The sequence below is a fragment of the Microbispora sp. NPDC088329 genome, assembly GCF_040685655.1.
In the GTDB taxonomy this organism is placed as follows: domain Bacteria; phylum Actinomycetota; class Actinomycetes; order Streptosporangiales; family Streptosporangiaceae; genus Microbispora.
In genome coordinates this window covers 62101-88645 of record NZ_JBFBIP010000003.1, presented here as the reverse complement: position 1 = coordinate 88645, position 26545 = coordinate 62101, and the positions used below count along the sequence as shown (strand labels likewise).

The 26545-nt window shown below is 71.7% G+C and carries 24 protein-coding genes; 16 read left to right on the top strand and 8 right to left on the bottom strand.

The genetic code is table 11. The features are described from left to right. The first annotated feature begins 132 nt into the window (after positions 1 to 132). The 3 genes from AB0O28_RS07660 to AB0O28_RS07650 all read left to right on the top strand — a co-directional run bounded on the left by AB0O28_RS07660 (position 133) and on the right by AB0O28_RS07650 (position 4628). Positions 133 to 2550, top strand: a complete 2418-nt coding sequence (locus AB0O28_RS07660; RefSeq protein WP_363637431.1) for a Tex family protein — start codon at positions 133 to 135, stop codon at positions 2548 to 2550. A gap of 591 nt (positions 2551 to 3141) precedes the next feature. Continuing rightward, positions 3142 to 3690: a hypothetical protein gene (locus tag AB0O28_RS07655; RefSeq protein WP_363637429.1), complete on the top strand. Its 549-nt coding sequence runs from the start codon at positions 3142 to 3144 to the stop codon at positions 3688 to 3690. 308 nt (positions 3691 to 3998) lie between these two features. Then, positions 3999 to 4628, top strand: a complete 630-nt coding sequence (locus tag AB0O28_RS07650) for a hypothetical protein (RefSeq protein WP_363637427.1) — start codon at positions 3999 to 4001, stop codon at positions 4626 to 4628. A gap of 195 nt (positions 4629 to 4823) precedes the next feature. Here the strand turns inward: AB0O28_RS07650 and AB0O28_RS07645 are convergent, their stop codons facing one another. From AB0O28_RS07645 to AB0O28_RS07635, 3 genes are all read right to left on the bottom strand, one after another. Beyond that, the gene (locus AB0O28_RS07645; protein WP_363637425.1) at positions 4824 to 6065 is read right to left on the bottom strand and encodes an allantoate amidohydrolase; all 1242 of its coding nucleotides are present in this window, start codon (positions 6063 to 6065) and stop codon (positions 4824 to 4826) included. Then, on the bottom strand, positions 6058 to 7698 hold the full coding sequence (gene hutU, locus AB0O28_RS07640; RefSeq protein WP_363638376.1) for a urocanate hydratase: 1641 nt from the start codon (positions 7696 to 7698) through the stop codon (positions 6058 to 6060). Before hutU ends, AB0O28_RS07645 begins: the two co-directional genes overlap by 8 nt. Positions 7699 to 7868: 170 nt before the next feature. Continuing rightward, on the bottom strand, positions 7869 to 9017 hold the full coding sequence (locus AB0O28_RS07635; protein WP_363637423.1) for a hypothetical protein: 1149 nt from the start codon (positions 9015 to 9017) through the stop codon (positions 7869 to 7871). A 168-nt stretch (positions 9018 to 9185) separates the two neighbouring features. Between AB0O28_RS07635 and AB0O28_RS07630 the strand changes: the two genes are divergently transcribed. Next, positions 9186 to 10304 (top strand): MBL fold metallo-hydrolase, encoded by a 1119-nt coding sequence (locus tag AB0O28_RS07630; RefSeq protein ID WP_363637421.1) that lies wholly within the window; start codon positions 9186 to 9188, stop codon positions 10302 to 10304. Between the two features lie 23 nt (positions 10305 to 10327). On the opposite strand, the gene AB0O28_RS07625 is transcribed toward AB0O28_RS07630, so the two are convergent. After that, entirely contained in the window at positions 10328 to 10702 is a 375-nt protein-coding gene (locus AB0O28_RS07625; RefSeq protein WP_363637419.1) for an STAS domain-containing protein, read from the bottom strand. Between the two features lie 142 nt (positions 10703 to 10844). Here AB0O28_RS07625 and AB0O28_RS07620 point away from each other — a divergent pair, with 142 nt between their 5' ends. The 3 genes from AB0O28_RS07620 (at position 10845) to AB0O28_RS07610 (ending at position 13318) form a co-directional block, all read left to right on the top strand. Further along, positions 10845 to 11240, top strand: coding sequence for a hypothetical protein (locus AB0O28_RS07620; protein WP_363637417.1), 396 nt, complete (start codon positions 10845 to 10847; stop codon positions 11238 to 11240). 94 nt (positions 11241 to 11334) lie between these two features. Then, positions 11335 to 12009, top strand: coding sequence for a DUF6766 family protein (locus AB0O28_RS07615; RefSeq protein ID WP_363637415.1), 675 nt, complete (start codon positions 11335 to 11337; stop codon positions 12007 to 12009). Between the two features lie 109 nt (positions 12010 to 12118). Continuing rightward, a complete protein-coding gene (locus AB0O28_RS07610; protein ID WP_363637413.1) occupies positions 12119 to 13318 on the top strand; it encodes a hypothetical protein in 1200 nt (399 codons plus the stop codon). A gap of 51 nt (positions 13319 to 13369) precedes the next feature. Here the strand turns inward: AB0O28_RS07610 and AB0O28_RS07605 are convergent, their stop codons facing one another. Further along, on the bottom strand, positions 13370 to 13954 hold the full coding sequence (locus AB0O28_RS07605) for a hemerythrin domain-containing protein (protein WP_363637411.1): 585 nt from the start codon (positions 13952 to 13954) through the stop codon (positions 13370 to 13372). A 128-nt stretch (positions 13955 to 14082) separates the two neighbouring features. After that, positions 14083 to 15414: a cellulose-binding domain-containing protein gene (locus AB0O28_RS07600; RefSeq protein ID WP_363637409.1), complete on the bottom strand. Its 1332-nt coding sequence runs from the start codon at positions 15412 to 15414 to the stop codon at positions 14083 to 14085. Positions 15415 to 15972: 558 nt separating this feature from the next. Between AB0O28_RS07600 and AB0O28_RS07595 the strand changes: the two genes are divergently transcribed. Together AB0O28_RS07595 and AB0O28_RS07590 are read left to right on the top strand one after the other, a co-directional pair. Next, the gene (locus AB0O28_RS07595; protein WP_363637407.1) at positions 15973 to 17001 is read left to right on the top strand and encodes an ROK family protein; all 1029 of its coding nucleotides are present in this window, start codon (positions 15973 to 15975) and stop codon (positions 16999 to 17001) included. Between the two features lie 127 nt (positions 17002 to 17128). Next, positions 17129 to 17479 carry a hypothetical protein gene (locus AB0O28_RS07590; RefSeq protein WP_363637405.1) on the top strand — a complete coding sequence of 117 codons (351 nt, stop codon included), beginning with the start codon at positions 17129 to 17131 and terminating at the stop codon, positions 17477 to 17479. 32 nt (positions 17480 to 17511) lie between these two features. On the opposite strand, the gene AB0O28_RS07585 is transcribed toward AB0O28_RS07590, so the two are convergent. Beyond that, positions 17512 to 18207 carry an Lrp/AsnC family transcriptional regulator gene (locus tag AB0O28_RS07585; RefSeq protein WP_363638374.1) on the bottom strand — a complete coding sequence of 232 codons (696 nt, stop codon included), beginning with the start codon at positions 18205 to 18207 and terminating at the stop codon, positions 17512 to 17514. Between the two features lie 139 nt (positions 18208 to 18346). On the opposite strand from AB0O28_RS07585, the gene AB0O28_RS07580 reads away from it, so the two are divergent. The 6 genes from AB0O28_RS07580 to AB0O28_RS07555 are packed head-to-tail and all read left to right on the top strand — an operon-like array spanning position 18347 to position 24622. Further along, positions 18347 to 19942, top strand: coding sequence for an ABC transporter substrate-binding protein (locus AB0O28_RS07580; RefSeq protein WP_363637403.1), 1596 nt, complete (start codon positions 18347 to 18349; stop codon positions 19940 to 19942). A 22-nt stretch (positions 19943 to 19964) separates the two neighbouring features. Further along, positions 19965 to 20990 (top strand): ABC transporter permease, encoded by a 1026-nt coding sequence (locus AB0O28_RS07575; RefSeq protein WP_363637401.1) that lies wholly within the window; start codon positions 19965 to 19967, stop codon positions 20988 to 20990. Further along, on the top strand, positions 20987 to 21862 hold the full coding sequence (locus AB0O28_RS07570; protein ID WP_363637399.1) for an ABC transporter permease: 876 nt from the start codon (positions 20987 to 20989) through the stop codon (positions 21860 to 21862). The genes AB0O28_RS07575 and AB0O28_RS07570 overlap by 4 nt, the downstream gene beginning before the upstream one ends. Continuing rightward, positions 21859 to 22662 (top strand): ABC transporter ATP-binding protein, encoded by an 804-nt coding sequence (locus tag AB0O28_RS07565; RefSeq protein WP_363637397.1) that lies wholly within the window; start codon positions 21859 to 21861, stop codon positions 22660 to 22662. The genes AB0O28_RS07570 and AB0O28_RS07565 overlap by 4 nt, the downstream gene beginning before the upstream one ends. Beyond that, on the top strand, positions 22659 to 23621 hold the full coding sequence (locus AB0O28_RS07560) for an ABC transporter ATP-binding protein (RefSeq protein ID WP_363637395.1): 963 nt from the start codon (positions 22659 to 22661) through the stop codon (positions 23619 to 23621). Before AB0O28_RS07565 ends, AB0O28_RS07560 begins: the two co-directional genes overlap by 4 nt. Further along, positions 23618 to 24622, top strand: coding sequence for a M24 family metallopeptidase (locus AB0O28_RS07555; RefSeq protein WP_363637393.1), 1005 nt, complete (start codon positions 23618 to 23620; stop codon positions 24620 to 24622). The genes AB0O28_RS07560 and AB0O28_RS07555 overlap by 4 nt, the downstream gene beginning before the upstream one ends. Positions 24623 to 24697: 75 nt before the next feature. Here AB0O28_RS07555 and AB0O28_RS07550 read toward each other — a convergent pair whose 3' ends face one another. Further along, a complete protein-coding gene (locus tag AB0O28_RS07550; protein ID WP_363637391.1) occupies positions 24698 to 25282 on the bottom strand; it encodes a DJ-1/PfpI family protein in 585 nt (194 codons plus the stop codon). Positions 25283 to 25463: 181 nt separating this feature from the next. Here AB0O28_RS07550 and AB0O28_RS07545 point away from each other — a divergent pair, with 181 nt between their 5' ends. Beyond that, the gene (locus AB0O28_RS07545) at positions 25464 to 26126 is read left to right on the top strand and encodes a hypothetical protein (RefSeq protein ID WP_363637389.1); all 663 of its coding nucleotides are present in this window, start codon (positions 25464 to 25466) and stop codon (positions 26124 to 26126) included. Positions 26127 to 26545: the final 419 nt, after the last annotated feature.

Genomic DNA, 26545 nt, shown 5'->3' with positions numbered 1-26545 from the left:
GCAGGCGACCGGCGCAACTGCGGATTCGCCTGCCCGAGCCGGTTGTCCACAGGCAGGACGAGCGGGCCCGCCGGATCCGGCAGAATGAGAGCCCCGGAAGAGGGCGGACCCGGAAGAAGGCGGAACAGGATCGTGACGACGTCCATTCAGCAGCGGATCGCCGAAGAGCTCGGCGTGCGCGAGAGCCAGGTCACCGCGGCCGTCGACCTGCTCGACGGCGGGGCGACGGTGCCGTTCATCGCCCGATACCGCAAGGAGGCCACCGGCGCGCTCGACGACGCCCAGCTGCGCACGCTGGAGGAACGGCTGCGCTACCTGCGCGAGCTGGAGGAGCGGCGGACCGCGATCCTCGAGTCGATCCGCTCGCAGGGCAAGCTCGACGAGGCCCTGGAAGCGCGGATCATGGAGGCCGACTCGAAGGCCCGGCTGGAGGACATCTACCTGCCCTTCAAGCCCAAGCGCCGCACGAAGGCCCAGATCGCCAGGGAGCTGGGGCTGGAGCCGCTGGCCGACGCGCTGCTCGCCGACCCCTCGCTCGACCCTCAGGCGACGGCCGGGACGTACGTGCGGGAGGGCGTGGCCGACGCCGCCGCCGCGCTGGAGGGCGCCAGGGCCATCCTGGTCGAGCGCTTCGCCGAGGACGCCGACCTTATCGGCGACCTGCGGGAGCGGATGTGGTCCCGGGGACGGCTGGTCTCCCAGGTGCGGGAGGACAAGCAGGAGTCCGGGGCCAAGTTCTCCGACTACTTCGACTTCTCCGAGCCCTTCACCCGGCTGCCCTCGCACCGCATCCTCGCGATGTTCCGGGGCGAGAAGGAGGAGGTGCTCACGCTCACCCTCGACCCGGAGGCCGAGGAGCCGAACGACTACGAGGCGCGGATCGCCCGGCGCTTCGCCATCGCCGACCTCGGCCGCCCCGCCGACAAGTGGCTGCTCGACACCGTGCGCTGGGCCTGGCGGACCCGCGTCCTCGTGCATCTGGGCATCGACCTGCGCACCCGGCTGTGGCAGGCGGCCGAGGAGGAGGCCGTGCGCGTGTTCGCGGCCAACCTGCGCGACCTGCTGCTGGCCGCCCCTGCCGGGGTACGGCCGACCATGGGCCTCGACCCGGGGCTGCGCACCGGTGTGAAGGTCGCGGTCGTGGACGGCACCGGCAAGGTCGTGGCGACCGAGACGATCTACCCGCACGAGCCGAAGCGGCAGTGGGACCAGTCACTCGCGGTGCTGGCCCGGCTGGCGGCCGAGCACAAGGTGGAGCTGATCGCCATCGGCAACGGCACCGCGTCGCGGGAGACCGACAAGCTCGCCGGTGAGCTGGTCAAGCACATGCCGCACCTCACCAAGATCGTGGTTTCCGAGGCCGGGGCGTCGGTGTACTCGGCGTCGGCCTACGCCTCGCAGGAGCTGCCCGGCCTCGACGTCTCGCTGCGCGGCGCGGTCTCGATCGCCCGGCGCCTGCAGGACCCGCTCGCCGAGCTGGTCAAGATCGACCCCAAGTCCATCGGCGTCGGCCAGTACCAGCACGACGTGTCCGAGGTGAAGCTGTCACGCTCACTCGACGCGGTGGTGGAGGACTGCGTGAACGCGGTGGGCGTGGACGTCAACACCGCGTCCGCCCCGCTGCTGACCCGGGTCTCCGGCATCAGCGCCGGGCTGGCGGAGAACATCGTCGCGCACCGGGACGCCAACGGGCCGTTCCGCTCCCGGACGGGGCTGAAGGACGTGCCGCGGCTCGGCCCGAAGGCGTTCGAGCAGTGTGCGGGCTTCCTGCGCATTCCGGGCGGCGACGACCCGCTCGACGCCTCCAGTGTGCACCCCGAGGCGTATCCCGTGGTGCGCCGCATCCTCGACTTCACCAAGAGCGACCTGCGTACGCTGATCGGCAACACCTCCGCGCTCCGCACGCTGAAGCCGTCGGACTTCGTCGACGACACCTTCGGCCTGCCGACCGTCACCGACATCCTCAAGGAACTGGAGAAGCCGGGCCGCGACCCCCGCCCGGCGTTCAAGACCGCCACCTTCAAGGAGGGCGTCGAGAAGCCCTCCGACCTGTCGCCCGGCATGATCCTGGAGGGCGTCGTCACCAACGTGGCCGCGTTCGGGGCGTTCGTCGACATCGGCGTGCATCAGGACGGCCTGGTCCACGTGTCCGCGATGTCGACGTCGTTCGTGAAGGACCCGCGCGAGGTGGTCAAGCCCGGCGACATCGTCCGCGTGAAGGTGCTCGACGTGGACCTCCAGCGCAAGCGCATCTCACTCACGCTGCGTCTGGAGGACGAGACCGCGGGCAACGGCCGCAGGGGCGGGCCGAACGGCGAGGCCCGCGACGACCGGCAGGGCGGCCCGCAGGGTGGCCGGCGCGGCCAGAACCAGTCCCGGCAGAACCAGTCTCGCCAGAACCAGTCTCGCCAGAACCAGGGCGGCAAGGGCGGCTCGGGCCGCGGCAACGGCCGGGGCTCGGGCGGCGCGCCGCTCGGAGGGGCCATGGCCGAGGCCCTGCGCCGGGCCGGTTTGACCGACCCCGGCTCCGGTGACCGCCGCTCCCGCTGACGGGCCTGAACGACCGTTCCCACTGACGCGTCCCCCCGTCCGCCACCGCTCGCGCCCGGCGCCCGGCTTCGGTGCGCCGGCACGCCCGGGCGATGAGCGAGGCGGCCGCCCCGGGGGTTCTGCGACAGCGGTGACCGCCTCCAGCGCCTGACCGAGGCGTGGGCCCAGGGCGGCGAGGGCTGCGCCTCCATCCCGGGCGTGTCCGTCCTCGGCGGCCCGGCGCTCCACTGGTCGTCCTACAGCTACGTCCTCATCGGAAAGCGCACCAAAGAGGTGCGGCACGCCGGCAGCCGAGATGAGGACGTGGCCACCTCTGCAGGGCTCGCCTTCGTCGGCGAGGGCCTGACCGCGGGCCGGAAGGTGACGACGGCCGGACGCAGGGTAGGCGTCCGCGAAGGCTGGAGTCTTACCAAAGCGTGGTTCGCCAGTCCCTGGACGAAGGTTGGGGTGAGAGCCGAGGGATCTCCCGGGCAGGCCGGCCCGGCCATGGCACGCGGCTCGCGCTGGGGATCACCGCCGAGAATCTGCTCGTCGATGCCGAGACGGCCGCACCGTCTACGGGAATCCAGCACCGGGGAGAGAGCCGGCTCAATGAGTGAGCGAGGGAAGAAGCGGGTGGTGGCCAGGAAGCCCGTGTCGATCGTCCTGACCGTTCTGGTGCCGGGGGCTCTGGCCCTCATGGGCATGTCCGTGATCTTCGGCGCCGGGATCGTCCACAACCTCGCGGACGTGCTCGTCTTCTCCCTGATCATGGGCGAGAGTTCGTTCGTGATCTGGTTGCTCGCCTGGCACTCGAAGATCCGGGCGACCCCCCGCAGCCTGTTCGTCGACAACTTCCTCGTCGTCCATGAGATCCCCTGGCAGCACGTCAAGGACATCGCCCTCGGGAACGGCATCTTCGTCGTCCTCGACGACGGCACCGCGATCGGCTCGCTTCAGTTCGGCGGATCCGTACTCGGCGGCATCACCGGCTACCCCACCTTCCGCCGCCCGCTGCGCCGCCTCCGGCAGGCCCTCGCCACCTACAAGGGCAACGGCGAACACGAGGCCCGTGAGAAGAAGACCTACGTCAAATTCCCCTGGATCGCCGCCCTGGCCTGGTTCCTCCTCTATGCCATCCCGTCGTTCCTCCAGCTCTGAGGAATCCGTTCCGGCAGCGGGCGCATGAGGCAGCACTCGTAGTCCGTGTCGCTCTTGTGACGAGTGGCCGGACCGGGGTGAAGGTGTGGTCCGTCATGGTGTCATCGGCGTTCGGGCCGTCGACACCGCGGGGCAGGGTCGCGGGGCAGGGTCGCGGCGAAGTGGGCGGCCTGGGATCCGGCCGGCAGCCGCAGGCGGATCTCGGACCGCTGTGGGAAGACCATCGTGAATCCCATGTACGTCGACCGGGCGTCGGGGCAGTCCCGAGGGCCCGCGTCCGCCGGCGACGGAAAATGCCCCGCGAGGCAATGGACGCGGGGCACAGGGCTGATCAGGAACGATGGCCGGTCATTCAGTCACTGCTGCTGTTGTTGCTGCTGCTGACCACCGCCACCCTGCTGTTGCTGCTGTTGTTGCTGCTGATGACGTCTGCGCCTCTCTTGCTGCTGCTGTTGCTGTTGTTGCTGCTGGCCTCCGAAGCCCTGCTGCTGCTGTTGCTGCTGTTGCTGCTGCCGATGACGTCTGCGCCTCTCTTGCTGCTGCTGTTGCTGTTGTTGCTGCTGGCCTCCGAAGCCCTGCTGCTGCTGTTGCTGCTGTTGCTGCTGCTCCCGCCGGTGGTGACGGTGATGGTGCCTGCCGCGGCATCTGCCTCCCGGGCAGTCCCCCGTGGTCGACGGCCGGATGACCTGCTCGGTCGTGCCGGCGGCGTTGGCGGGCTGCGTCTGGATCGCGACAGGGGCGACGAGGGCCGAAGCCGTCATGACGGCAGCAGCCAATGCTTCTTTGAACATGGGTATCCCTCCGTCGGCTCCGTGTTGAGAAAGCGGACGACATCCGAATTCACGGAGCTCGAATCGATCCATCGAACCTTGGATCTGGACCCTGATTCTCACGCTAGAGGCAGCAAACGCCCCAGTCGCCCATCAGGGGGCAAATAAGCATTTTTGGCATCGAAAGTATATGGGCCCGGGAACGCCGCGATTTCGGCCTCCACTCGAACGGACCGGCGATTGCGGCTTTGCCGTAACCCGGAGGGAATTCCCCCTGATTTGGGATTCCCATTGTTGCTTCGGGGGTCTCGGGCGTTCTCACGACCGCCCCGGCATCGCCCGTGATTGCGGCCCTCCGCGTGCTCAGCGAGCCGCGCCAGGGCCGACGGCCGTCGTGAGCAGATCCTCCAGGACGACGGCGAGGGCGGCGACCCCGGCGAGGCAGTCGGCCTCCTCGGCGTGCTCGTACGGCGAGTGCGAGACCCCCGTGGGATTGCGCACGAACAGCATGGCCGCCGGGACCACGCCGGCGAGGATGCCCGCGTCGTGCCCGGCCCCGGTGGGCAGCACCGGCGCACCGCCGAGGACGCGCGCGACACGGTCGCGCAGGGCCACGTCGAAGTCCACGACCGCCGTGTAGGACTCCCGGGTCACCTCGGCCCCCTCGGCGGCCCGCGCCGTCTCCTCGACGAGCCTGTCGAGCAGGGCGGCTTCCGGCGCCCGGCAGTCGAGCCAGGCGCTCACCAGCGACGCGATGGCGTTGGTGCCGTTGGGCTCGACCCTGACCCTGCCGAAGGTGGCCAGGGCCCCCAGGCGCTCGGCGCCCGCCCGAGCGGCCAGCACGGCCGCCGCGTAGGCCGGCATGGGATCGCGCCGGTCCTCCAGCCGGGTGGTGCCGGCGTGGTTGGCCTCGCCACGGAAGTCGAAGCGCCAGCGGCCGTGCGGCCAGATCGCGGAGGCGACGCCGACCGGATGCGGTGTGGCGGCGAGATGGCGGCCCTGCTCCACGTGCAGTTCCACGAAAACGCCGATCCGCGCGAGGCGCTCGTCGTCGCGCCCAGCGGTTTCCGGGTCGCATCCCGCCCGTTCCATCGCCGCGGCCAGGGTGGCGCCGTCGGCGTCGCGCAGCTCCCGCGCCGCCTCCGCCCCGACCGCGCCGGTCATCAGCCGCGATCCCAGGCAGGCCAGGCCGAACCTGGCGCCCTCCTCCTCGGCGAAGTTAACCACCGCGAGCGGCCGCTCCGGGCGCACGCCCCGGGCCCGCAGGGCGTCGAGCGCGGCGAACGCCCCCGCCACGCCCAGCGGGCCGTCGTACGCCCCGCCGTCGGGCACCGAGTCCAGGTGGGATCCGGTCACCACGGCGTCGCCGGCCGCGGGGTCGCCCATCCAGGCCCACTGGTTGCCGTTGCGGTCGGTCTCGTACGTCAAGCCTCTCTCGCGAGCCTGCCCGGCGAACCAGGCCCGGCACTGCGCGTCGGCCGCCGTCCAGGCGTGCCTGCGGTATCCGCCCGTCGCGTCGCACCGCCCAACCGGGAGCAGGTCGCGCCACATCCGGCGGAAGCCGTCCGCGACCTCCTCCGGCAGGGCCCGCGCCCCCTCAGCCATCGGTGTCCGAGCCGCGCTCCCCCGCCCCGGCCATCGGAACGCGTACGCCTCGCTCACCGGCGACCTCGGCGGCCCGGTCGTAGCCCGCGTCCACGTGCCGGATCACGCCCATGCCGGGGTCGTTGGTCAGCACCCGGCGGATCTTCTCCCCCGCGAGCGGCGTGCCGTCGGCGACGGTGACCTGTCCCGCGTGGATGGAACGGCCGATGCCGACCCCGCCGCCGTGGTGGATCGACACCCAGGACGCACCGGAGGCGACGTTGACCATGGCGTTGAGCAGCGGCCAGTCGGCGATCGCGTCGGATCCGTCCAGCATGCCCTCGGTCTCCCGGTAGGGCGAGGCCACCGAGCCGCAGTCGAGATGGTCACGGCCGATCACGATGGGAGCGGAGATCGCCCCGGAGGCGACGAGGTCGTTGAACCGCTCGCCGGCCCGGTCGCGCTCGCCGTACCCGAGCCAGCAGATCCGCGCGGGCAGGCCCTGGAACCGCACCCGCTCCCCCGCCATCCTGATCCACCGGGCCAGCGGCTCGTTGTCCGGAAAGAGATCGAGGATCGCCCGGTCGGTCGTCGCGATGTCGGCCGGGTCGCCGGACAGCGCCGCCCACCGGAACGGGCCCTTCCCCTCGCAGAACAGCGGCCGGATGTAGGCCGGCACGAACCCGGGGAAGTCGAACGCCCGGGCGTACCCGGCGAGGCTCGCCTCGCCCCTGATCGAGTTGCCGTAGTCGAACACCTCCGCGCCCGCGTCCCGGAAGCCGACCATCGCCTCGACGTGCCGGGCCATGGACTCACGGGCCCGGCGGGTGAAGCCCTCGGGGTCCTCGCGCGCCAGCGCGGCCATGTCCTCGAACGCGACGCCGAGCGGCAGGTACGCCAGCGGGTCGTGCGCGCTCGTCTGGTCGGTCACGACGTCGATCTCCGCGCCCCCGGCGAGCAGGGCGGGCACGGCCTCGGCGGCGTTGGCCACCACCCCGATCGACAGCGGGCGGCGCGCGTCCCTGGCCTCGTACGCCAGGCGCAGCGCCTCGTCCAGGCTCTCGGCCCGGACGTCCAGATAGCGGTGACCGATGCGGCGATCGACGCTGCGCGGGTCGCAGTCGACGCAGATCGCCACGCCGCCGTTCATCGTGACCGCGAGCGGCTGCGCTCCGCCCATGCCGCCGAGCCCGGCGGTGAGCGTGATCGTCCCGGCGAGGCTGCCGCCGAACCGCTTGGCCGCGACCGCCGCGAACGTCTCGTACGTCCCCTGCAGGATGCCCTGGGTGCCGATGTAGATCCACGAACCGGCCGTCATCTGGCCGTACATCGTGAGCCCGAGCCGCTCCAGCCGCCGGAACTCCGGCCACGTCGCCCAGTCGCCCACGAGGTTGGAGTTGGCGATGAGCACCCGGGGAGCCCATTCGTGGGTGGTCATCACGCCGACCGGGCGGCCCGACTGCACCAGCAGCGTCTCGTCGCCCCGCAGCGTGGCGAGCTCGCGCACGATGGCGTCGTACGACGGCCAGTCGCGGGCCGCCTTACCGCTGCCGCCGTAGACGACGAGCCGTTCCGGATGCTCGGCGACCTCGGGGTCGAGGTTGTTCATCAACATGCGCAGGGCGGCCTCCTGCGGCCAGCCGCGCGTGTTCAGCGTGCCGCCGCGCGGAGCCCGGACAGGAGCCCGAACGTCCGAAGCACGAGCGTCCCGAGCACGGCCGCCTGGAGCACGGGCGCCGGGGACGCTGCCACCATCGTCAGCCACGGGTCCTCCTTCCGACAGTGCCGCGCACGAATTCATTCATCGTCGGTGAATGAATAGATTCAGTCAATGAGGAACACCCCGCGGGCGGCGGCCGACGCCTCGAACGCCTCCAGACGGGCCTGCGCTCCGGGCAGCTCGTCACACATGGCCTCCAGCAGCACCCGGCCCAGCATCATCGGCGCGCACGCCGTGTCGAACACCAGGTGCGTGCCCACGGCGGCCGCGAGGAGAACGTCCGACAACCCGGCGAGGGACGGCACGCGCCTGTCCGCGACCGTGACGACGCTCAGGCCGGCCGTCCGGGCGGACCGGAGGGCGTCCCCCAGTTCGGCCGGGTAGCGGGGCAGGGCGAAGCACAGCAGGGCCGTCGCCCCGGCCGCCGCGGCCTGCTCGACCCGGTCGGCGAGAAGGGATCCCGCCTCCTGCAGAAGCCGTACGTCGGGGTGGACCTTCGCGGCGAAGTAGGCGAACCCGGCGGCCTGCGCCGCGCCGGCCCGCAGGCCCAGCACGAGGAGCGGCCGCGAGGCGGCGAGCAGACGGGCGGCCGCGGCAACGGGTCCGGGGTCGTCCAGCGATCGGGCGAGGGCGCGCAGGTTGTCGATCTCCGCCAGCACGGCCCGCCGGTATCCCTCGCCCGGGCCCTTCCCCCGGGCCACGTCCCGGTTCGGCGCCGCGGACGCCGCGTCCGCGTAACCGTCCGGTCGCGGCGACGGCCGATCCGAGCTCCCTGAGCCCCCTGAGCCCCCCGAGCCCCCGGAGCCCCCGGAGCCCCCGGAGCCCCCCGAGCCCCCCGAGCCCCCCGAGCCCACCAAGCCCCTCATGTCCCTTGAGTCCCTCGAGTCCCCTGAGAGGGCACGGAGCGGCTTCGCGGGGCCCGGCCGCGGGTCCCCGGCCCGCCCGGTCGCGCCACCGCCGGGCGGTACGCCCAGCTCTCGGAACCTTCGCCGCAGGGCCGGGTACCCGTCGTAACCCAGCGCCATCGCGAAGCGGGTCACCGACGGCTGGCTGACCCCGGCCAGCTCGGCCACTTCGATGCTCGACAGGAACGGCGCCTCGGCGGCGTGCTGCGCCAGGCAGTGGGCGATCCTGCGCTGCACAGGCGTCAGCCGGCGCCCCTCGAACAGCCGCAGCAGCCGCGACGCGGCGTCGCCGTCGTCGCCGCGACCGTCGCGGTCCTCGCCGTCGTCCGCGTTGTGGCCGGTGTTCATCGTCCCCCCATGCCTCGGCCCGTCCGCGCCGGACCGGTCGGCCTGCATACTTTCATTCACCACGCAGTCTCCGGCGAGGCGTCGTCCACAGGCAAGCACCGTCTGCGCGCACCGGCCCGGGGATTGCCTAGGCTGATCGGCAGAATCCAGCAAGGGAGATTTCCGTCGATGACCGGTGGATTGAGAAATGGTGACCTGGGCCGTCGCGTGGGGCTCGTCGCGGGAGCGGCCGCCCTGGCGGCGGCGGTGTGGGTGCTGCGGGACGTCCCCGCCGCGCTGGGCGCGCGGCCGTCGGGCGAGCGGGCACTGCGGGTGCGGCGCTCCAAACAGTTCCGCGACGGCGCGTTCCGCAACACGACGCCCAGCCCCGTCCTCCCTCCGGGGACCAGGCAGCAGGTCGCCCGCGAGTTCCTCAGCCGGACACAGCGCAAGCCCCGCCTCCCCGTGCCCCTGATGACCCCCGGCCCCTCCCAGGGCGGCGACCTCGACGCCGTCTGGTACGGCCACTCCTCCGCCCTGATCGAGATCGAGGGCCGGCGGGTGCTGCTCGACCCGGTGTGGAGTGATCGCTGCTCCCCGGCGTCGTTCACCGGGCCGCGCCGCCTGCACCCCCCGCCGGTGCCGCTGTACGAGCTGCCCGAGCTCGACGCGATCGTCATCTCGCACGACCACTACGACCACCTCGACATGGACACCGTGCGACTGCTGGTCCGCACGCAGTCCGCGCCGTTCCTGGTGCCGCTCGGAGTCGGCGCCCATCTCGAGCGCTGGCGGGTGCCCGCGTCCCGGATCATCGAGCTGGACTGGAACGAGGAGGCCACGGTGTCCGGCCTCCGGTTCGTGGCGACTCCCGGCCGTCACTTCTCCGGCCGCGCGTTCCGCCGGGACCAGACCCTGTGGGCCTCCTGGGTCGTCGCGGGCGAGCGCAGGCGGGTCTTCTACAGCGGTGACTCCGGCTACTTTGACGGATACGCCGCGATCGGCGAGGAGTATGGGCCGTTCGACCTGTCCGTGATCCAGATCGGCGCCTACAGCAAGGGCTGGCCGGACATCCACATGACGCCCGAGGAGGCGGTCCTCACCCACCTCGACCTGCGCGCCGGGGTGCTGCTGCCGGTGCATTGGGGCACGTTCTCGCTCGCCCCGCACGCCTGGAACGACCCGATCGACCAGCTGTGGCGGGAGGCGAAGGCCCGCGACGTGCGGCTCGTCGTACCGCGCCCGGGCGAGCGCGTCACGGTCGACGACCCCCCGCCGGTGGACGGCTGGTGGCAAACGATCATGTAGTGGAGCCGATCCGCGCCGGCCGGTCAGTTCATCTCGGCCGTGCCGGCGGGCATGCCCGCCGGATGGCGCAACGCGTCGGCGCGGGTCGGATACATGGTGAGCCGCGCGGTGAGGCCGAGCAGCGAGAACAGGTGAAGCATGTGCGGGCTCATCCCGCAGACGGCGCCGTCTCCGTCCTTCGGCGGGGTGCGGACGCAGGCGTCGATGAGCACCCGCAGGCCTGCGCTGTCGATGAACCGCAGACTCTCCAGGTCGAACAGGAGGCGCGTCGCGGGGCGGGCCAGCAGGGGGGCGACCTGCTCACGCAGCGTGGAGACCGTGAGCACGTCGAGCTCGCCGCTGAGGGTGATGAGGGTGAAGGGGGGCGACTGCGCCACCGACACCTGGAAATCATGCAAGGGTCCCACCTCCGGTGGTGAGATGACCCACCCGGAACTCCTTCCGGACGCGCCCATATTACGCATAACGGGCGATTAATCCCATATATGTGACAGAAAGTCTCTTCAGGTTTCACTCGGGTCCCACGGGTAGTCGCGATCCATGGGCATACGAGCAACTGCGGTCGTCTGCCTCGCGGCCACCGCACTGGTCTCCACGGGGTGCGCCTCCCTGGACGACGCGGCGGTCACCACGACCGCGGAGCGGTTCCTGTCCGCGGCCGGGCAGGGCCAGGGAGGGCAGGCATGCCTGCTCCTGGCGCCCAGGGCCGCGGAGTCCCTGGACGACTGCGACAAACAGATCGTGTCGGTCGGGCTGCGGGTGGGCGCGGTGCGCGGCGTCGACATCTGGGGCGACGAGGCGCGCGTGCGGGTGGACGGCGACACGATCTTCCTGCACCGGTTCCCCGACGGCTGGCGGGTGCGGGCCGCGGGCTGCGAATCCCGCCCGGATCAGTCGTACACACAGCAGCCGTACGACTGCGAGGTGAGCACGTGAACGGCGCGCGCACGCTCTACGCGGTGCTACTGGTCACGATCGCGCTGGGCCTCGCGTACGTGATCGTCATCGGGCTCGCTCGGAGGTAGCGGCGGTGAAGCGTCTGATCAGGGACAACGCGCTCGCGTTGTGCTTCCTGCTGCTGTTCCTGCTGAGCCTGGCCGGGCAGTCGGTCGCGGGCGCGGCGGCGTTCAACGAGGAGCAGGTGGCCGGCGGCGGCTCCCCCGTCACCTGGGCCGAGTACGTCACCTCGTCGAGTTTCGCCGTGGACGTGGCGGAGAACTGGCAGTCGGAGTATCTGCAGTTCTTCCTCTACATCCTCATCACCGTCTGGCTGGTCCAGCGCGGCTCGCCGGAGTCGAAGAAGCGGGGCGAGCAGGGCCTGGAGTCCGACGCCGAGCAGAAGGTCGGCCGCCACGCCGAGCCCGGCTCCCCCGCCTGGGCGGCGGCGGACGGCTGGCGGCGGACGGTCTTCAGCCATTCCCTGGGCATCGTGATGGGCGTGCTCTTCCTGCTGTCCTGGCTGGCCCAGTCCGTCGCCGGGCTGGCGGCCTACAACAACGAGCAGCTCGCCCGGCTGGAAGATCCGGTCAGCTGGATCGGCTATGTGACCTCGCCCGACTTCTGGAACCGCACCCTGCAGAACTGGCAGTCGGAGTTCCTGGCGGTCGCCTCCATGGTCCTGCTGGCGATCTTCCTGCGCGAGCGGGGCTCACCACAGTCGAAGAAGGTCGGCGACCCGCACGTCGAGACGGCCTCCACCGGCTGACAGACTTCACGCCACCGGTGACAATCCCGGTCAAAGCTCCGAATGTCCGCGTTTGTCGCATTCCACGATTTGGGTACGCCCAGCGCCAATCGTGGGGAGGAGCACCGAGATGACGTTCAACCCGCTGCAGGAGCGGGGAATCCCGCTGGATCGGCAGCTGCGCAACTGGCGCGAGCTGAATGTCACGCCGATCGATCCCGACCGCGCCGATCCCTACACCCGGTGCCGGATCATCACGATGAACGGGATCGAGATCGAAGCGATCATGTTCAGCCACCATTTCGCCAGGCGCTGCCCGGACCTGGAGGTGCGGCAGCGCCTGGCGGAGGTGCGCTACATCGAGGCCCAGCAGCAGAAGGCGGTCAACTGGCTGCTGCCGGGGCTGGCCTCGGTGCTGGAGACGACCCTCGCCTACGAGCAGGTGGCGGTGGATCTGACCGCCTGGGTGGCCCGGATGGAGCCCGACCCCTATCTCAAGCAGGCCTACCAGTTCGGCGTGCTGGAGGACTTCGATCACCTGTACCGGTACGCGAACCTGTACGAGATGATCGAGCACCGCAAGGCCGAGAAGATCGTCGACCGGCTGACCGAGGTGATGCCTGGCCGGCCGACGACGATGCACCACCGCCACCCGGCCGACAACGTCCGCGAGCACTACAACCGGGAGACGACGCAGGCGATCTCCAAGCTTCACGCGTTGACCATCATGTCCGCCGAACAGCAGACGATGAACTTCTACATGAACGTCGGCCCGATGTACATGGAGCCCATCGCGCGGCAGCTCTACCAGGAAATCGGGCTGATCGAGGAAGAGCACGTCACCCACTACGAGTCGCTGCTCGATCCGGGCGAGTCGTGGTGGGAGCAATGGCTCAATCACGAGTACAACGAGTGCTACCTGTACCACTCGTTCATGGAGACCGAATCCGACCCGAGGATCAGGGCGATCTGGGAGCTGCATCTGAACATGGAGCTGGAGCACCTGCGAATCGCCGCGGACCTGTTCCGCCAGCACGACGGGCGCGATCCGGAGCAGTTGGTGGCCCGGGAGTTGCCGAAGCCCGTGACGTTCGAGCCGAACAAGGAGTACCTGCGCGAGCTGATCGCCACACAGATCGACTACACGACCCTCGGGACGGGGTACGTCCAGGAGGCCCACGAGCGCTTCCAGCGCTGGCAGGAGCAGCTCATGGGCGGGGAGGAACCGCCCAGCGAGCGCATCATCGACGAGAACCGCGCCAAGTCGGGCGACGACTACCGCCTGGAGACCGAGGGCACCCACCCCCTGTACAGCCTGCGCACCCACTGAGGCGGCGTCCCGGCCCGGATCCGCGCCTACGGACCGGGCCGGGGGCACGCCCTATCGGCGGCGCAGCGCCTGGCGGATGAGGTCGCGCGCCCTGTCCATGATCGCCGCGGGCGGGCCCAGCAGCAGGTTTCGCGTCATCGACTCCACGCCGGGATGCGGACGGGTCGGGGCCATCGCCTCGGCGGCCCGCACCCCGAGGGCCATCGCCCGCCGCTCCGCCGCCGTCGTCTCGGCCCGGAGCTTGGTGAACTCGTAACGCTCCTCGGCCCGGGCGTGCGTGAGCACGGCGATCCGCAGCCTGTCCAGCTCGGGCATGAAGCCGGGGTGCTCCGGGCCCATCTCGTCCAGCCTGCTGAGGATCTCCTTGGCCTCGCGCTCCTCCTCGAGCCGGTCGGCCACCACTCCCGCTCCCCCGTCCACCCGCAGCCGCGTGTAGGGGTGCACGATCTCCTCCTCCGCCGTCTCGTGGACGGCCAGCATCCGCAGCAGCCGCCGGAACGGCTCACGGCGCTCACCCGGCGGGGCGTGCTCCACCTCGTCGAACATGTCCCTGATCATCGCGTGCTGATGGACGAGCAGGTCGACGACGTCGGCTTCCTTCATCAGTTCGGGTACCGGGTGCTGCACGTCGGTCATGTCCCTCTCCCCTCGGATACGGGCGCCCGGCCTCCCCGCGGAAGGCCGGGCGCCCGGCGAAACAGGACCACGGTCGAGCGTGACCGCACATGGCGGACACCCGGCTATCTACCCCTGACGTGCGGTGATCAGCAGCCGATCGGGCTTGATCCCAGCGCCACGTCGTCGTACCAGATCGTGTCCGAGTCGCCGCCGTAGCTCTCCCAGCCCAGGCGGAACGTCGTGGGCCGCGGCGAGGTGGAATGGCGCAGCCACTGCGCGTCCACGTCGGTGGTCGGCGTGCCGTCCACCCTCAGGCCGGCGATCTCCTGGTCGTCCAGGTACGTACGCATGGCCTGCTGCGTGGTGTCGATCTGGAAGCGCAGGCACACCCAGCGGTTGACGGGCAGCGGGGTGCTCAGCGCGACCCCGTTGGGGCTCTGCTCGGGCAGCGTGGCGTCGTCGGACTCCCGGTTCCACTGGAGAGCGCCGTTCTGGCCGCCGATCCGCAGGTCCTTGCCACCGTCCCTGGAGTCCGACATGGTGATCATCGCGACGTGGCCCGCCGGGAGCGCGGTCGTGTGCCGCACCCACATGCGCCCGTACACCACGGGCGAGATGGAGGAGACGTTCTTGGTCGTCGCGGCGAAGATGTGGTTGCAGTAGTTACCGCCGCCGTTGATCTTCAGCGACTTGCCGCCGCTGTGCACGGTGCTGGAGTCGATGGTGGCGGTGCCGGTGCCCGAACAGTTCGGGGTGGTCACCTGCCACTCCCCCGACGGCGTGCCCGACTGGTCCTCGAAGCCGGAGCAGACGACCAGTCCGTTGCCCGAGCAGCCGGACGGCGAGGGCGTCACCGAAGGACTGGGCGAGGGCGACGGGGACGGCGAGGGAGACGGCGAAGGAGACGGGGACGGGGACGGCGAGTGGTCGACGGTCGGGGACGGCGTCGGCGAGGGTGAAGGAGACGGCGACGGCGAGTGGTCCACGAACGAGGGAGACGGAGAAGGCGACGGCGAGGAGGATACGCCGCCGCACGGCACGCCGTTCAGCGACCAGTCGGACGGCGTCGTGAGGCTGCCCGACCAGGTGCCCTGGAAGCCGAAGTCGGTGGTGCCCCCCGTGGTGAGCGAGCCGTTGTAGCCGACGTTGACCGCGGTCACGGTCGTGCCCGACTGGCTGACCTGAGCGCTCCAGGCGTTGGTGATCTGCTGGCCGGTGCCCGCCGTCCAGCGCAGCGTCCATCCGCTGACCGCCGCGCCGAGGTTGGTCAGCCGCACCGACGCGGTGAAGCCGCCCGGCCACTGGTTGGTCGTGTAGTCCACCTTGCACACGGGTGCCGCGGAGGCGCTGCCGGGCACCAGCACGACCACGAGGCCGGCGACCAGCGCGGCCAGGGCCGCGACCAGACGCGCCGCCGGAGAGCCCGGCAGGCCGCGGGCGGCGGGGCGGAGCCATCGGACGGGACGGAACTGCTTCATGCGTACCTCGTTTTCTGCGCATCTGCTCGTTGGCACGCCGCCCGGCACGCGCCGCGCTCCCGCACCGGGCACGGGCGGTCGATCCCGCTCGGACCGCGGCAGGGGGACGGCTCCCTCCTGCGCGTACGGCGGCAGTGACGACACCGGGGACGCCACCGGAGACGACGCCCGGGACGACGGCGGAACGTGCGGTGGGACGACGGTGGGCCGCGCATGAGCCGACCGGCCGGCGACGCGCGCCCGGGTCGCGACGCTGCGGCCCCGGACGCAGATGTTTTCTCCGCGTGGCGGAGCCGGTCAACGGAGGCCGCCGGTCCCCGGCCGGCCCGCCCGCCCGGTGACGCCCCCCGGCGCAGCTCACGGGCACCGCGGCGGCCGGCAACGGCCGGGCGCGGCCACGGGACGAACTGAATCTTTCACCATGCGCACCCGCGTGAGGGCCGCGGTGGCCGGCCGAAGCCCGCACCGTGCACGGCCTGTCGCGCCCCGACCGGTGCCCGCGGGCGCCGGCTCTCGTAGTCTTCGCACTGACACGCACGAACGCAAAGGACATCCCCCATGGCAGATGCAGGGTCCTGGGTCGTCGTCGGGCTCGACAACGGCGGCACGAGCAACAACGCGACCGTTCTCGACGCCTCCGGGCGGTTCCTCGTGGACCGGATGGTCGAGACCCCGAGCCTCGTACGGGAGGGTCCCGAGGTCGCGGTCGAGCAGCTCCTGGTCGCCCTCGACGACGTGCTGGAGCTCACCGGCACGCCGCGCTCGACCGTGCGCGCGGTGGGCCTCGACACCCCCGGCCCGGCCAGCGCCGACGGCGTGATCTCCTCGAAGGGCGCGACGAACTTCGTCGATCCCGGCTGGTTCGGCTTCGACTTCCGGGGGGCGCTGGAGGCCCGGCTGGGGGTGCCCGTGGTCTACAACAACGACGGCAACGCCGCCGCCCTCTACTCCCACCACGTACGCTTCGGGCCGGACGCCTGGCAGCACTCGTCGATCTCGGCGATCGTCGGCACCGGTCTCGGCGGCGGCGTCGTCCAGTCGGGGCACGTGGTGAAGGGCGCCGCCGGGATGGCCGGCGAGCTGGGGCACGTCCACATCCCCCTGCAGGGCCTGCTGGAGGAGGACCAGCCGCTGCCCGAGTGCAACTGCGGCTTCGTCGGGGACGCCGAGAGCGTCGCCTCGCTGACCGGCATCGAGAAGAACCTGCTGCCCTACTGGCTGACCCGCTTCCCCGGCCACGAGCTTCACGAGGTCGAGCCCGCAGGGAAGGCCGCCAAGCTGCTGCGCGGCTACGCCGAGAACGGCGATCCGCTCGCGCTCAAGGTCTTCGAGCAGCAGGCGATGGCCATCGGCAGGCTGTTCACCATCGCGGCCAACTTCACCGACCCGGACGCGTACTTCCTGGGCGGCGGGGTGGTCGAGGCGGCCCCGCACTTCCGCGAGTGGTTCCTGGAGAAGGTCCGCGAGCACACCCTGCTGCGCGAGGAGCAGCGGCGGGTGACCACGGTGACGCTGGTCGAGGACCTCGACATGGCCGGCGCCCGGGGCGCGGCGCTCGCCGCCCTCGCCGAGATCGTCGGCCGCTGACACCTGTTCACGCCCGGACCCGGCCGCGGCGTGTGGTCTGGACGGATCACACGCCCGGCCGGGGCTCCGTGAACGGAACGTCCAGAGCAGGTTGCGACTTCCACACAGAACGGCACGATGCGGACTCGTGAACAACACAGACCTGCTCAGCGGCCGCCGCTTCGTCATGATCAGTTCGACGGCCAGCGCGGTGAACGCCGACGCGCCCACGGAGTTCGCGTACGAGGAGTCGGGCGGCGTGATCTGGGGGCACTACACGGGCGACACCGTCGTCCACGGCCGGTTCGTGGGCACGCGGGACGGGGACAGCATCGAGATCTCCTACGTCCACCTGCTGAAGACCGGCGAGCGCGCGAGCGGCCGCAGCACCAGCCGCATCGAGACGGCCCCGGACGGCCGGCTGCGCCTGGTGGAGGAGTTCCAGTTCGAGGGCGACGACACCACCCACGTCAGCGTCTGCGCCGAAGTGGGCTCATGATCCGTCCCCTCTGATTCCCCTCCAGGTCGCGTCTACGTCGCGTCGCGCAGCGCGGCGCGGCCCTCGGCCGCCCCGACGAACCGCATCTTGCCGAGCGGCAGCCCCTGCCCGTTCCCCTGCGCCTGCCCCTGGCCTTGCCCCTGTCCCTGGCCCTGCTCGGGCTCGGACGAGGAGGCGGGGGCGGGCCGCCGCGGGACGCCGCGCCCCCGGTCCCGCTCCCTGTCGCTCGGCAGCACGTACGGCCGCCTGAGCACCTCGTCGAGGATGAACACGGTCTCGGTCGCCTTGACGGCCGGGATGTTGGCCAGGCGTTCTGTGACCATCGCGTGCACCTCGGCCACGTCGGCCACCCTGACCTGGATCATCGCGTCGTGCTGCCCGGTGGTGATGGCGCAGTACTCCACTTCCGGCATCTGGGCGAGCTGTGCCCGGAACTGCCGCCACATCTGCTGCCGCACGGTCACGAAGATCAGCGCGACGATGCCGAGGCCGGCCCGCTGGTGGTCGATCTCGGCGGTGAAGCGCCTGATGACGCCGTCGGCGCGCAGCGCCTCGAAGCGCGTGTAGGCGCTGGCCCGGGAGATCCCCACCCGCTCGGCGAGGGCGGACACCGAGATGCGCCCGTTCTCCCTGAGCACCTCGAGGATCTTCAGGTGGGTGGCGTCCAGCTCCAGGCCGATGCCGATCCGTCCAGTGGGCCCGCCCCCGGACCCGGAGTTGCCTGACATTTCGGTCACTGGTTGTACCTCCGCGGGAGATTCGTCTCGGCTTGGCCGCATGAGCTGGACTTTCTGCCGCACAATCCTGGACGATCGGCGACCAAACGTCCATACGGCCAAGAGTTGGCCTGTTTTCGGAGGACACATAATGACGACCCGTTCGTGGCAGGTGAGGGCCGGCCTGCTCCCGGTTGTGCTCACCGGCGCCCTCGCCCTCGCGGCCTGCTCCGGCGGCGGCTCGTCCAGCAGCACCCAGAGCGGCGCCGCGGGCAAGACGCTCGTGATCGACACCTCGTTCGACCTCAAGACGGCGGACCCCGGGCGGACCTATGAGCCGACCGGCCTGATCGTCGACAAGGCGACCTACGACACGCTTCTCACGTTCGAGGGCTCCGACGTCACCAAGCCGGTGCCGTCGCTCGCCGAGTCGTACGAGCTGTCGCCCGACGGCAAGGAGCTCACGCTCAAGCTGCGGCAGGGCGCCACGTTCGGCGACGGCACCCCGGTGACGGCCGACGACGTGGTGTTCTCCCTCACCCGCGTGCGCGACATGAAGGGCACGCCGTCCTTCCTGCTGGACGGCGTGGAGATCGCCAAGACCGACGACACGACCGTCACGCTGACGTCGAAGACCCCCAACCCGGCGCTGCCGTACATCCTGCCGAACCCGGCCCTCGGCATCCTCAACTCGAAGGTGGCCAAGGAGCACGGCGCGACGAACGACCCCAACGACAAGGCCGAGCAGTACCTGAACTCCGCCTCGGCCGGCTCGGGTCCGTACACGATCGAGTCGTTCGACGTGAGCAGCCAGGTCGTGCTGAAGGCGAACGCGAAGTACTGGGGCGCGAAGAAGCCGTACTACGACAAGGTGGTCATCCGCAACGTCGAGTCGGCCACGCAGAAGCTCAACGTGCAGCGCGGCGACAGCCAGGTGGCGCTGAACCTGTCCGGCGACCAGGTGGCCGGCATCTCCGGCGGTCTGCAGGTCAAGCGGACCGCCTCGGCGTACGTGTTCTTCCTGCTCGCCAACCAGGACCAGAGCGTCAGCAAGATCACGACGAACCCCAAGTTCGTCGAGGCGGTGCGCAAGGGCATCGACTACCAGGGCCTGCTCGAGCTGGCCGGCGAGGGCTCGACACAGGCGTCGGGCATCATCCCGTCGATGTTCCTCGGCGCGCTCCCGCCCGACCAGGCGGCCACGCGCGACGTCGAGGGCGCCAAGGCGGCGCTCAAGGAGAGCGGCGTGGCCGACCCCACGGTCAAGCTGGAGTACCCCAGCGAGCTGACCGTGAACGGCCTGTCCTTCCAGCCGCTGGCCGAGCGGATCCAGGCCAACCTCAAGGAGGTCGGCATCACGGTCGAGCTGACCCCCGCGCCGGTCACCACCGCCCTGGACAACTACCGCAACGGCAAGGAGGAGCTGGGCCTGTGGTACTGGGGCCCCGACTTCCCCGACCCCAGCAACTACCTGTCGTTCGCCCCGGGCAAGCTGGTCGGGCTGCGGTCCGGATGGAAGGCGGGCGCGGACAAGGACGTCGAGGCCGCGGCCGACAAGGCCGGCGCCGCGGTGACCGACGACGACCGCAAGCAGGCGTTCACCGACTTCCAGCAGAAGCTCAACGCGACCGGTCCGTTCATGCCGCTGATCCAGCCGGGCCAGAACATCGTGACGGCGGCGTCCGTCACCGGCGTGGAGTACCACCCCGTGTGGACGATCAATGTCGCCGACCTCGGCGCCAAGTAGGCGCCGTACGGGGAGCCGGGCGGTGCGCAGCCCGTTCGCCCGGTTCCTCGTACGGCGTGTCGTCACGGCGCTGCTGCTGGCGGTGGGGATCACGCTGGTCACCTTCGTGCTCACCAACCTGGTGCCGGGCGATCCCGCGGCGGCCAACCTCGGCCAGCGGGCGCTCGGCGACCCGGCGATCGTGGCCCAGTGGCGCAGCGACCACGGCCTCGACCGGCCGCTGCCGCAGCAGTACCTGATGCACCTGGCAGGGCTGCTGCACGGCGACCTCGGGACGAGCCAGCAGAGCCACCGCCCGGTGCTCGACGACCTCGCCCAGTCCGTGCCGGCGACGCTGGAGCTGGCCGGGGCCGCCATCCTCGTCTCGCTGGTCCTCGGCGTCGGATTCGGGGTGGTCGCGGCGCTGCGCCGGGACCGCTTCGCGGACCACGTGCTGCGGGTGCTGAGCCTGATCGGCATCTCGGTGCCGACGTTCTGGCTCGCGCTGGTGGCGTTCTACGTGTTCTTCTTCCGGCTGCAGGTCACCCCGGGCAGCGGCCGCATCGATCCCGGGATGACCCCGCCCCCGCAGGTCACCGGCCTCTACACGGTCGACGCCCTGCTGTCGGGCCGGTGGGAGGTGTTCTCCTCGGCCGTCGGCCACCTGGCCGCTCCGGCGCTCGTGCTGGCCCTCTACACGATCGGCCTGCTGACGCGGTTCACCCGCTCGGCGGTGCTGGAGGTGCTCGGGCAGGACTACGTCCGCGCCGCCCGCGCCAAGGGCCTGCCCGGCCGGGTGGTGCTGTTCCGGTACGTCCTGCGCCCGGCCCTGGTGCCGATCATCACGGTGGCCGGTCTGGCGTTCGGCAGCCTGCTGTCCGGCACCGTGCTGGTGGAGGCGGTCTTCGCCTGGCCGGGCGTCGGCCAGTACGCCTACAAGAGCGCCACCACCCTCGACCTGCCCGCCGTCATGGGCGTCGGTCTCGTGGTGGGCGTGGTCTACCTCGTCATCAACCTGGTCGTCGACGTCCTGTACGGCGTCATCGACCCGAGGGTGAGGGTCTCATGAAGCGCGGCGGCCTTTTCGGGCGCACCCGCGTGAGCCGGCTCCCGCAGGCGTGGCGGCGTCCGCTGGCGGTCGTCGGCGTCGTCGTCGCGCTGGTCTGGATCGTGGTCGCGCTGGCCGCGCCGGTGCTCGCGCCGCACGACCCGCTGGCGCAGGAGCTGCCCCGGCTCGCGCCGCCCGGCCCGGGCCACTGGCTAGGCACCGACCAGCTCGGCCGCGACATCCTCAGCCGGATCATGTACGGCGCGCGGGTGTCGATCCCGCTCACGCTGCTGCTGGTCGCGCTGTCGGTGGTGGTCGGCGGCCTGCTCGGCGCCTGCGCGGGCTACTTCGGCCGGTGGGTGGACGAGACGATCATGCGCCTGGCCGACCTCGTGTTCGCCTTCCCCACGGTCATCCTCGCGATGGTCGTCGCCGCCGCGCTCGGGGCGAGCCTCGGCAACGCGGTGCTCGCCGTGCTCGTCGTCGCCTGGCCCGCGTACGCGCGGGTGACCCGCGGCCTCGTGCTCGGCGTACGGGAGCGCGAGTTCGTGCTGAGCGGGCGGCTGCTGGGCTTTTCCGCCTGGCGCTCGCTGCGGGTGGACGTGCTGCCGAACGTCACCGGGCCCGTCCTGGTGCTCGCCACCCTCGACATCGGCACCGCGCTGCTGCTGCTGTCGGGGCTGTCGTTCCTCGGGCTCGGCGCCAAACCGCCGTCGCCCGAGTGGGGCGCGATGGTCGCCGCCGGAGTGGACGTCTTCGACAGCTGGTGGGTCGCGACGTTCCCCGGGCTCGCCATCCTGACGGTGGTCCTCGCGTTCAACTTCCTCGGAGACACGTTGCGCGACGCGCTCGACCCGCGTACCGCACGGGCCATCAAGGAGCGTGCCCTGTGAAGGCCGAATCACGGACGGCGGCGCTGACCATCGAAGGACTGCGAGTCTCCATCGGAGACCAGGAGATCCTGCACGGCGTCGATCTGACCCTGGAGGCCGGCCGCGTGCACGGCCTCGCCGGGGAGAGCGGCTCGGGCAAGACCATGACCGGTCTCGCCGTGCTCGGCCTGCTCCCCCACGGCTCCCGCACCTCGGGACGGATCACCTTCGGCGGCCGGGACCTGCTCGGCATGCCGGCAGGCGAGCTCAACAAGGTGCGCGGCGCGAAGGTCGCCATGGTCTTCCAGGACCCGGCGACCAGCCTGCACCCGATGCTGACGGTCGAGCGGCAGCTCACCGAGCACATGCGCCACCACCTGGGCATCGGCAGGAAGGAGGCGCGGGAGCGCGCCGCCGGCCTGCTCGCCAAGGTGCGCATCCCCGGCCCGGAGGAGGCGCTCGGGCGCTACCCGCACCAGTTCTCCGGCGGCATGCGGCAGCGGATCGCCATCGCCGTCGCGCTGGCCTGCGATCCCGAGGTGCTGATCGCCGACGAGCCGACGACCGCGCTCGACGTGACCGTGCAGGCCGGGATCCTCCGTCTGCTGCGCGGCCTGTGCGACGACCTCGGCCTCGCCGTCCTCCTCGTCACCCACGACCTCGGCGTGATGTCCGCGGTCGCCGACGAGGTGAGCGTGATGAAGGACGGGCTGGTCGTGGAGACCGGCCCGCGCGGCCGGGTGCTGCGCGAGCCCGACCACCCCTACACCCGTTCGCTGCTCGACGCCCTGCCCGTGCCTCCTGGGGAGAACTCACCATGACCATGCCTCTGACCGGGCCCCTGTTGTGCGTGGAGGACCTGGTCGTGGAGCACCGCACGCCGGGCCGCCCGGTCGTGCGGGCGGTGGCCGGGGCCAGCCTGCAGGTCGCCGCCGGCGAGGTGGTCGGCCTGGTCGGCGAGTCGGGGTGCGGCAAGTCCACACTGGCCAGGGCCGTGTGCGGCCTGCACGGCGCGGCCGCGGGACGCATCCGCGTGGGCGGGCACCCGGTGACGCCTCTCGGACTGCGCCGCAGGGACCCCGCGCTCACCGGTGTGCAGATGGTGTTCCAGGATCCGTACTCCTCGCTGAACCCGCGCCGCCGCGTGGGCGCGCAGATCGCCGACGGCCTGCGTACGGCGGGCGACACCGCGACCAGCCCCGCCGACCTGCTCGAACGGGTCGGGCTACCACGCGCGTTCGCCGGCCGTTACCCGCACGAGTTCTCCGGGGGGCAGCGGCAGCGCATCGCGATCGCGCGGGCGCTGGCCGCCCGGCCCTCCCTGCTGATCGGGGACGAACCGATCTCCGCCCTGGACGCCTCCGCCCAGGCGCAGGTGGCCCGGCTGATGCGCGACCTCGCCGTGGAGTCCGGCGCGGGCCTGCTGTTCATCAGCCACGACCTGTCCGTCGTACGGCTGATCGCCGACCGGATCGCGGTCATGTACCTCGGCAAGGTCGTGGAGACCGGGCCGACGGCGGAGGTGTGGGCCGACCCCCGGCACCCGTACACGCGGGCGCTGCTCGCGGCGATCCCCTCGCCGGACGGCGCCGGGGTGCTGCCCGCCGAACTGCCCGGGGACGTGCCGGATCCCGCCGATCCCCCGGCGGGCTGCCGGTTCCACCCCCGCTGCCCCTTGGTGATGGACGTGTGCCGGGAGCGGGAGCCCTTGGGTGGATCGGCGCAGTTCGCGCCGGTGGCCTGCTGGCTGCACGAGCCGGAGCCGTCCTCCGCGTCATGATCGACCCGATCGTGCTGCGGGACGTACGCGCCGGAATGGCCGGGGCGGGCATCGACGCCCTCGTGCTGCGTCCCTCCCCGGACTTCCGGTACCTGCGGGCGGCCCCGCTGTCGGCGGCGGGCGGCGAGGAGAGCTATCTCGTGGTGGCGCTGGACGGGCCGCCCGCGCCGGCCGGCGATCCCGCGCAGGCGGCGGCTCTGGTGCCGCCCGCGGCCGCCCGCGTGGCGGTCGATCCGCAGATGCACGCCGCCGAACTGTTCGCGCTGCGCCTGGACGCGGAACTCGTGCTCGCCTCGGCCGTGCTCGCGCCGCTCCGCCTGCGCAAGCGGCCAGACGAGGTGACCGCGATGCGGCACGCCGCCGCGGCGGCCGACGCCGTGCTGCTCGCCGCCCGCGAGCTCGCGTGGTTCGGCGCCACCGAGCTGGCGATGGCCCGCAGGCTCCGGGCGATGCTCGCCGAGACGGGCTGCGAGGGAGCGCCGTCCGTGCGCGTCGCCGCGGGCGAGCACTCCGCCGACGAGCGCCACCAGCCGTGCGAACGGGTGATCAACCCCGGCGACGCGCTGCTCGTCTCGGTCGGCGGGCGCTGGAACGGCTACTGCGCCGAGGTCGCCCGGGTCTTCGCGGTCGCGGAGCCGCCGGAGGACTTCGACGCCATGTACTCGGTCGTCCTCGCCGCCCAGCGGGCCGCCGTCGACCGCGTACGCCCCGGGGTGGCGTGCGCCGAGGCCGAGGGGGTCGCCCGCGAGGTGATCGACGGCAGCGGCTACGGCGCCTACGCCGCCGCGCGCACTGGCCGGGGCATCGGGCTGAGTCCGGCGGAGGCGCCCTGGCTGGCGGCCGGGGAGACGTTCGAGGCCGGGATGACCGTCTGCCTGGAGCCCGCCATCTACCTGCCCGACCTCTTCGGCGCCCGGGTGGCCGACATGGTCGTGTGCGGCGAGGAGGGGCCTGAGCCGCTCAGCGCCGGCGCCCACACACTGCACGTCCTCGACCGATGAGCCGATCGGGGCCGTACGGGCGGCGCGAAGGCCCGTCGCCCGCCGGGAGCAGGTGAGCGCCGGCTTGAGCGCGGGTCATACGGGAGGCTCGGGGTCGTACTGCATGTGCCGGCGCACCTCCCGGGCCCGCTCGACTCCCGCGAGCCGCGCCACCACGTGAAGCGCCATGTCGATGCCCGCCGACACGCCGGACGAGGTGACGATGTCGCCGTCGTCGACGAAGCGCTCGTCGCGCCGGACGTCGACGGTCGGGTCCAGCTCGGCGAGCAGGTCGAGGGCGCCCCAGTGCGTGGTCGCCGGCCGGCCCGCCAGCAGGCCGGCCGCGGCGAACACGAGCGATCCGGTGCAGACGCTGGTCATCAGGGGCACGCGTCCGCGTTGGTCCCGCACCCACGCGAGGTGGTCCGGGTCCGTGAGCTGGGGACGGGTCCCGGCGCCGCCAGGGTGCACGAGGACGTCCAGGTGGCCGACGTCGGCCGCCGACCTGTCGGCGTGCAACGTCAGCCCCTTGGAGGCCCGTACGGCTCCCGCCCGCGGCGCGAACGCGACGACCTCCGCCTCGTCCGGGCGCAGTTTCGCCCACACGCCGAAGACCTCCCACGGGCCCACCGCGTCCAGCTCCTCCACCCGGTCGAACAGCAAGATCCCTATGCGTGTCATGCCCGCCATCCTCGCCTCAAGGGCCGGGAGCGCGAAAGCACCGGCAAAAGTGGGCAAATAGTCGCTATCAGCACCAGCAACCACAGGAGGCTCGATAGAGGATAGAAAGGTCATCTTCCCGAAGCTCTCGCGGGTCGGACAGAGACCTGCGGTCGAGGGAGACGCCATCGGGGGAGGATCCATGACCACGACCGAGACGACGCCGGGCACGACCGCGGCAGGCACGACCGCCGGGGCGGGCACGACGACCACCCGGGGCCGGACGTCCCGTGCCCGGACGACGACCAGGCCGCCCACGCCCACTCCGGCTCCGCCCGGCGGCCCGGGTCCGGAGATGAAGGAAGAGCACCGGCCCCAGCTGGACCTGAACCTGCCGTTCCTGCGGCTGCAGCTGCGGGCACCCGAAATGCACCTGCCGCATGTGGGCATGCCGCACATCAGCGGCCGTGACGTCGGGCACGCCATGGACGTCGCCCGGACGTTCCTTCCGCCGCCGGAGCGCATCATGTACTACGGCGGCCTCGGCGCACTGGCCGCGCTCGGCATCCTCGAGTGGCCGGTGGCGGCGGCCATCGGCGCGGGAACACTGCTCGCGCAGCGCGCCAGGGGCCGCGAGCAACGCTGGTCCCCGCTCAGCGGCCCGCAGAGAGACACCCGCGGGACGACCATGGCCACATCGGGGACGCCCGGCGCCGGCGCCGGGCCCACGGCCATGCAGGAGCCGGCGGCGCAGACAGCAGGGCAGGCGACCGGGAGGAGGACCACGACGGCCAGGGGCGAGGCGAAGACCCCCGCCGGCGCCGCCACCGCCGCCCGGCGTACCCGGGCCACCGGCACCAAGTAAACGAGATGCGCCTCGCGCGGGTCCGCGAACCGGCGGCACCGCGCGATCGGCGCTGCATGGCGAAGACCCGGCCCGCACCACACAACCGGGCCGCACCGCGGGACCAATCCGGATCGCAGGCCCGCAGACACAACCGGGCGACACCACAGGACCAGCCCGCACCACTTGGCCGGGCGCATCGCACAACCCGGCCCGCACCGCAGGACCGGCCCGCCCGCAGCGGGAGCGGCGCCGGGCCGCCGCGTGCTCGGCCTCGCCGGGGCAGGGCGGTGATCAGGAACGCGCCGGGGGACCCATGATCAGGACGTGTATCCACAACGGTCGCCGACTGTTCACCGAACGGTAACCTTAACTACGCCGTTCTGGGAGGTTTATGCGTAACTCTTCCATAGAAGCCGATTTGTCCCACAGAGGTGTGA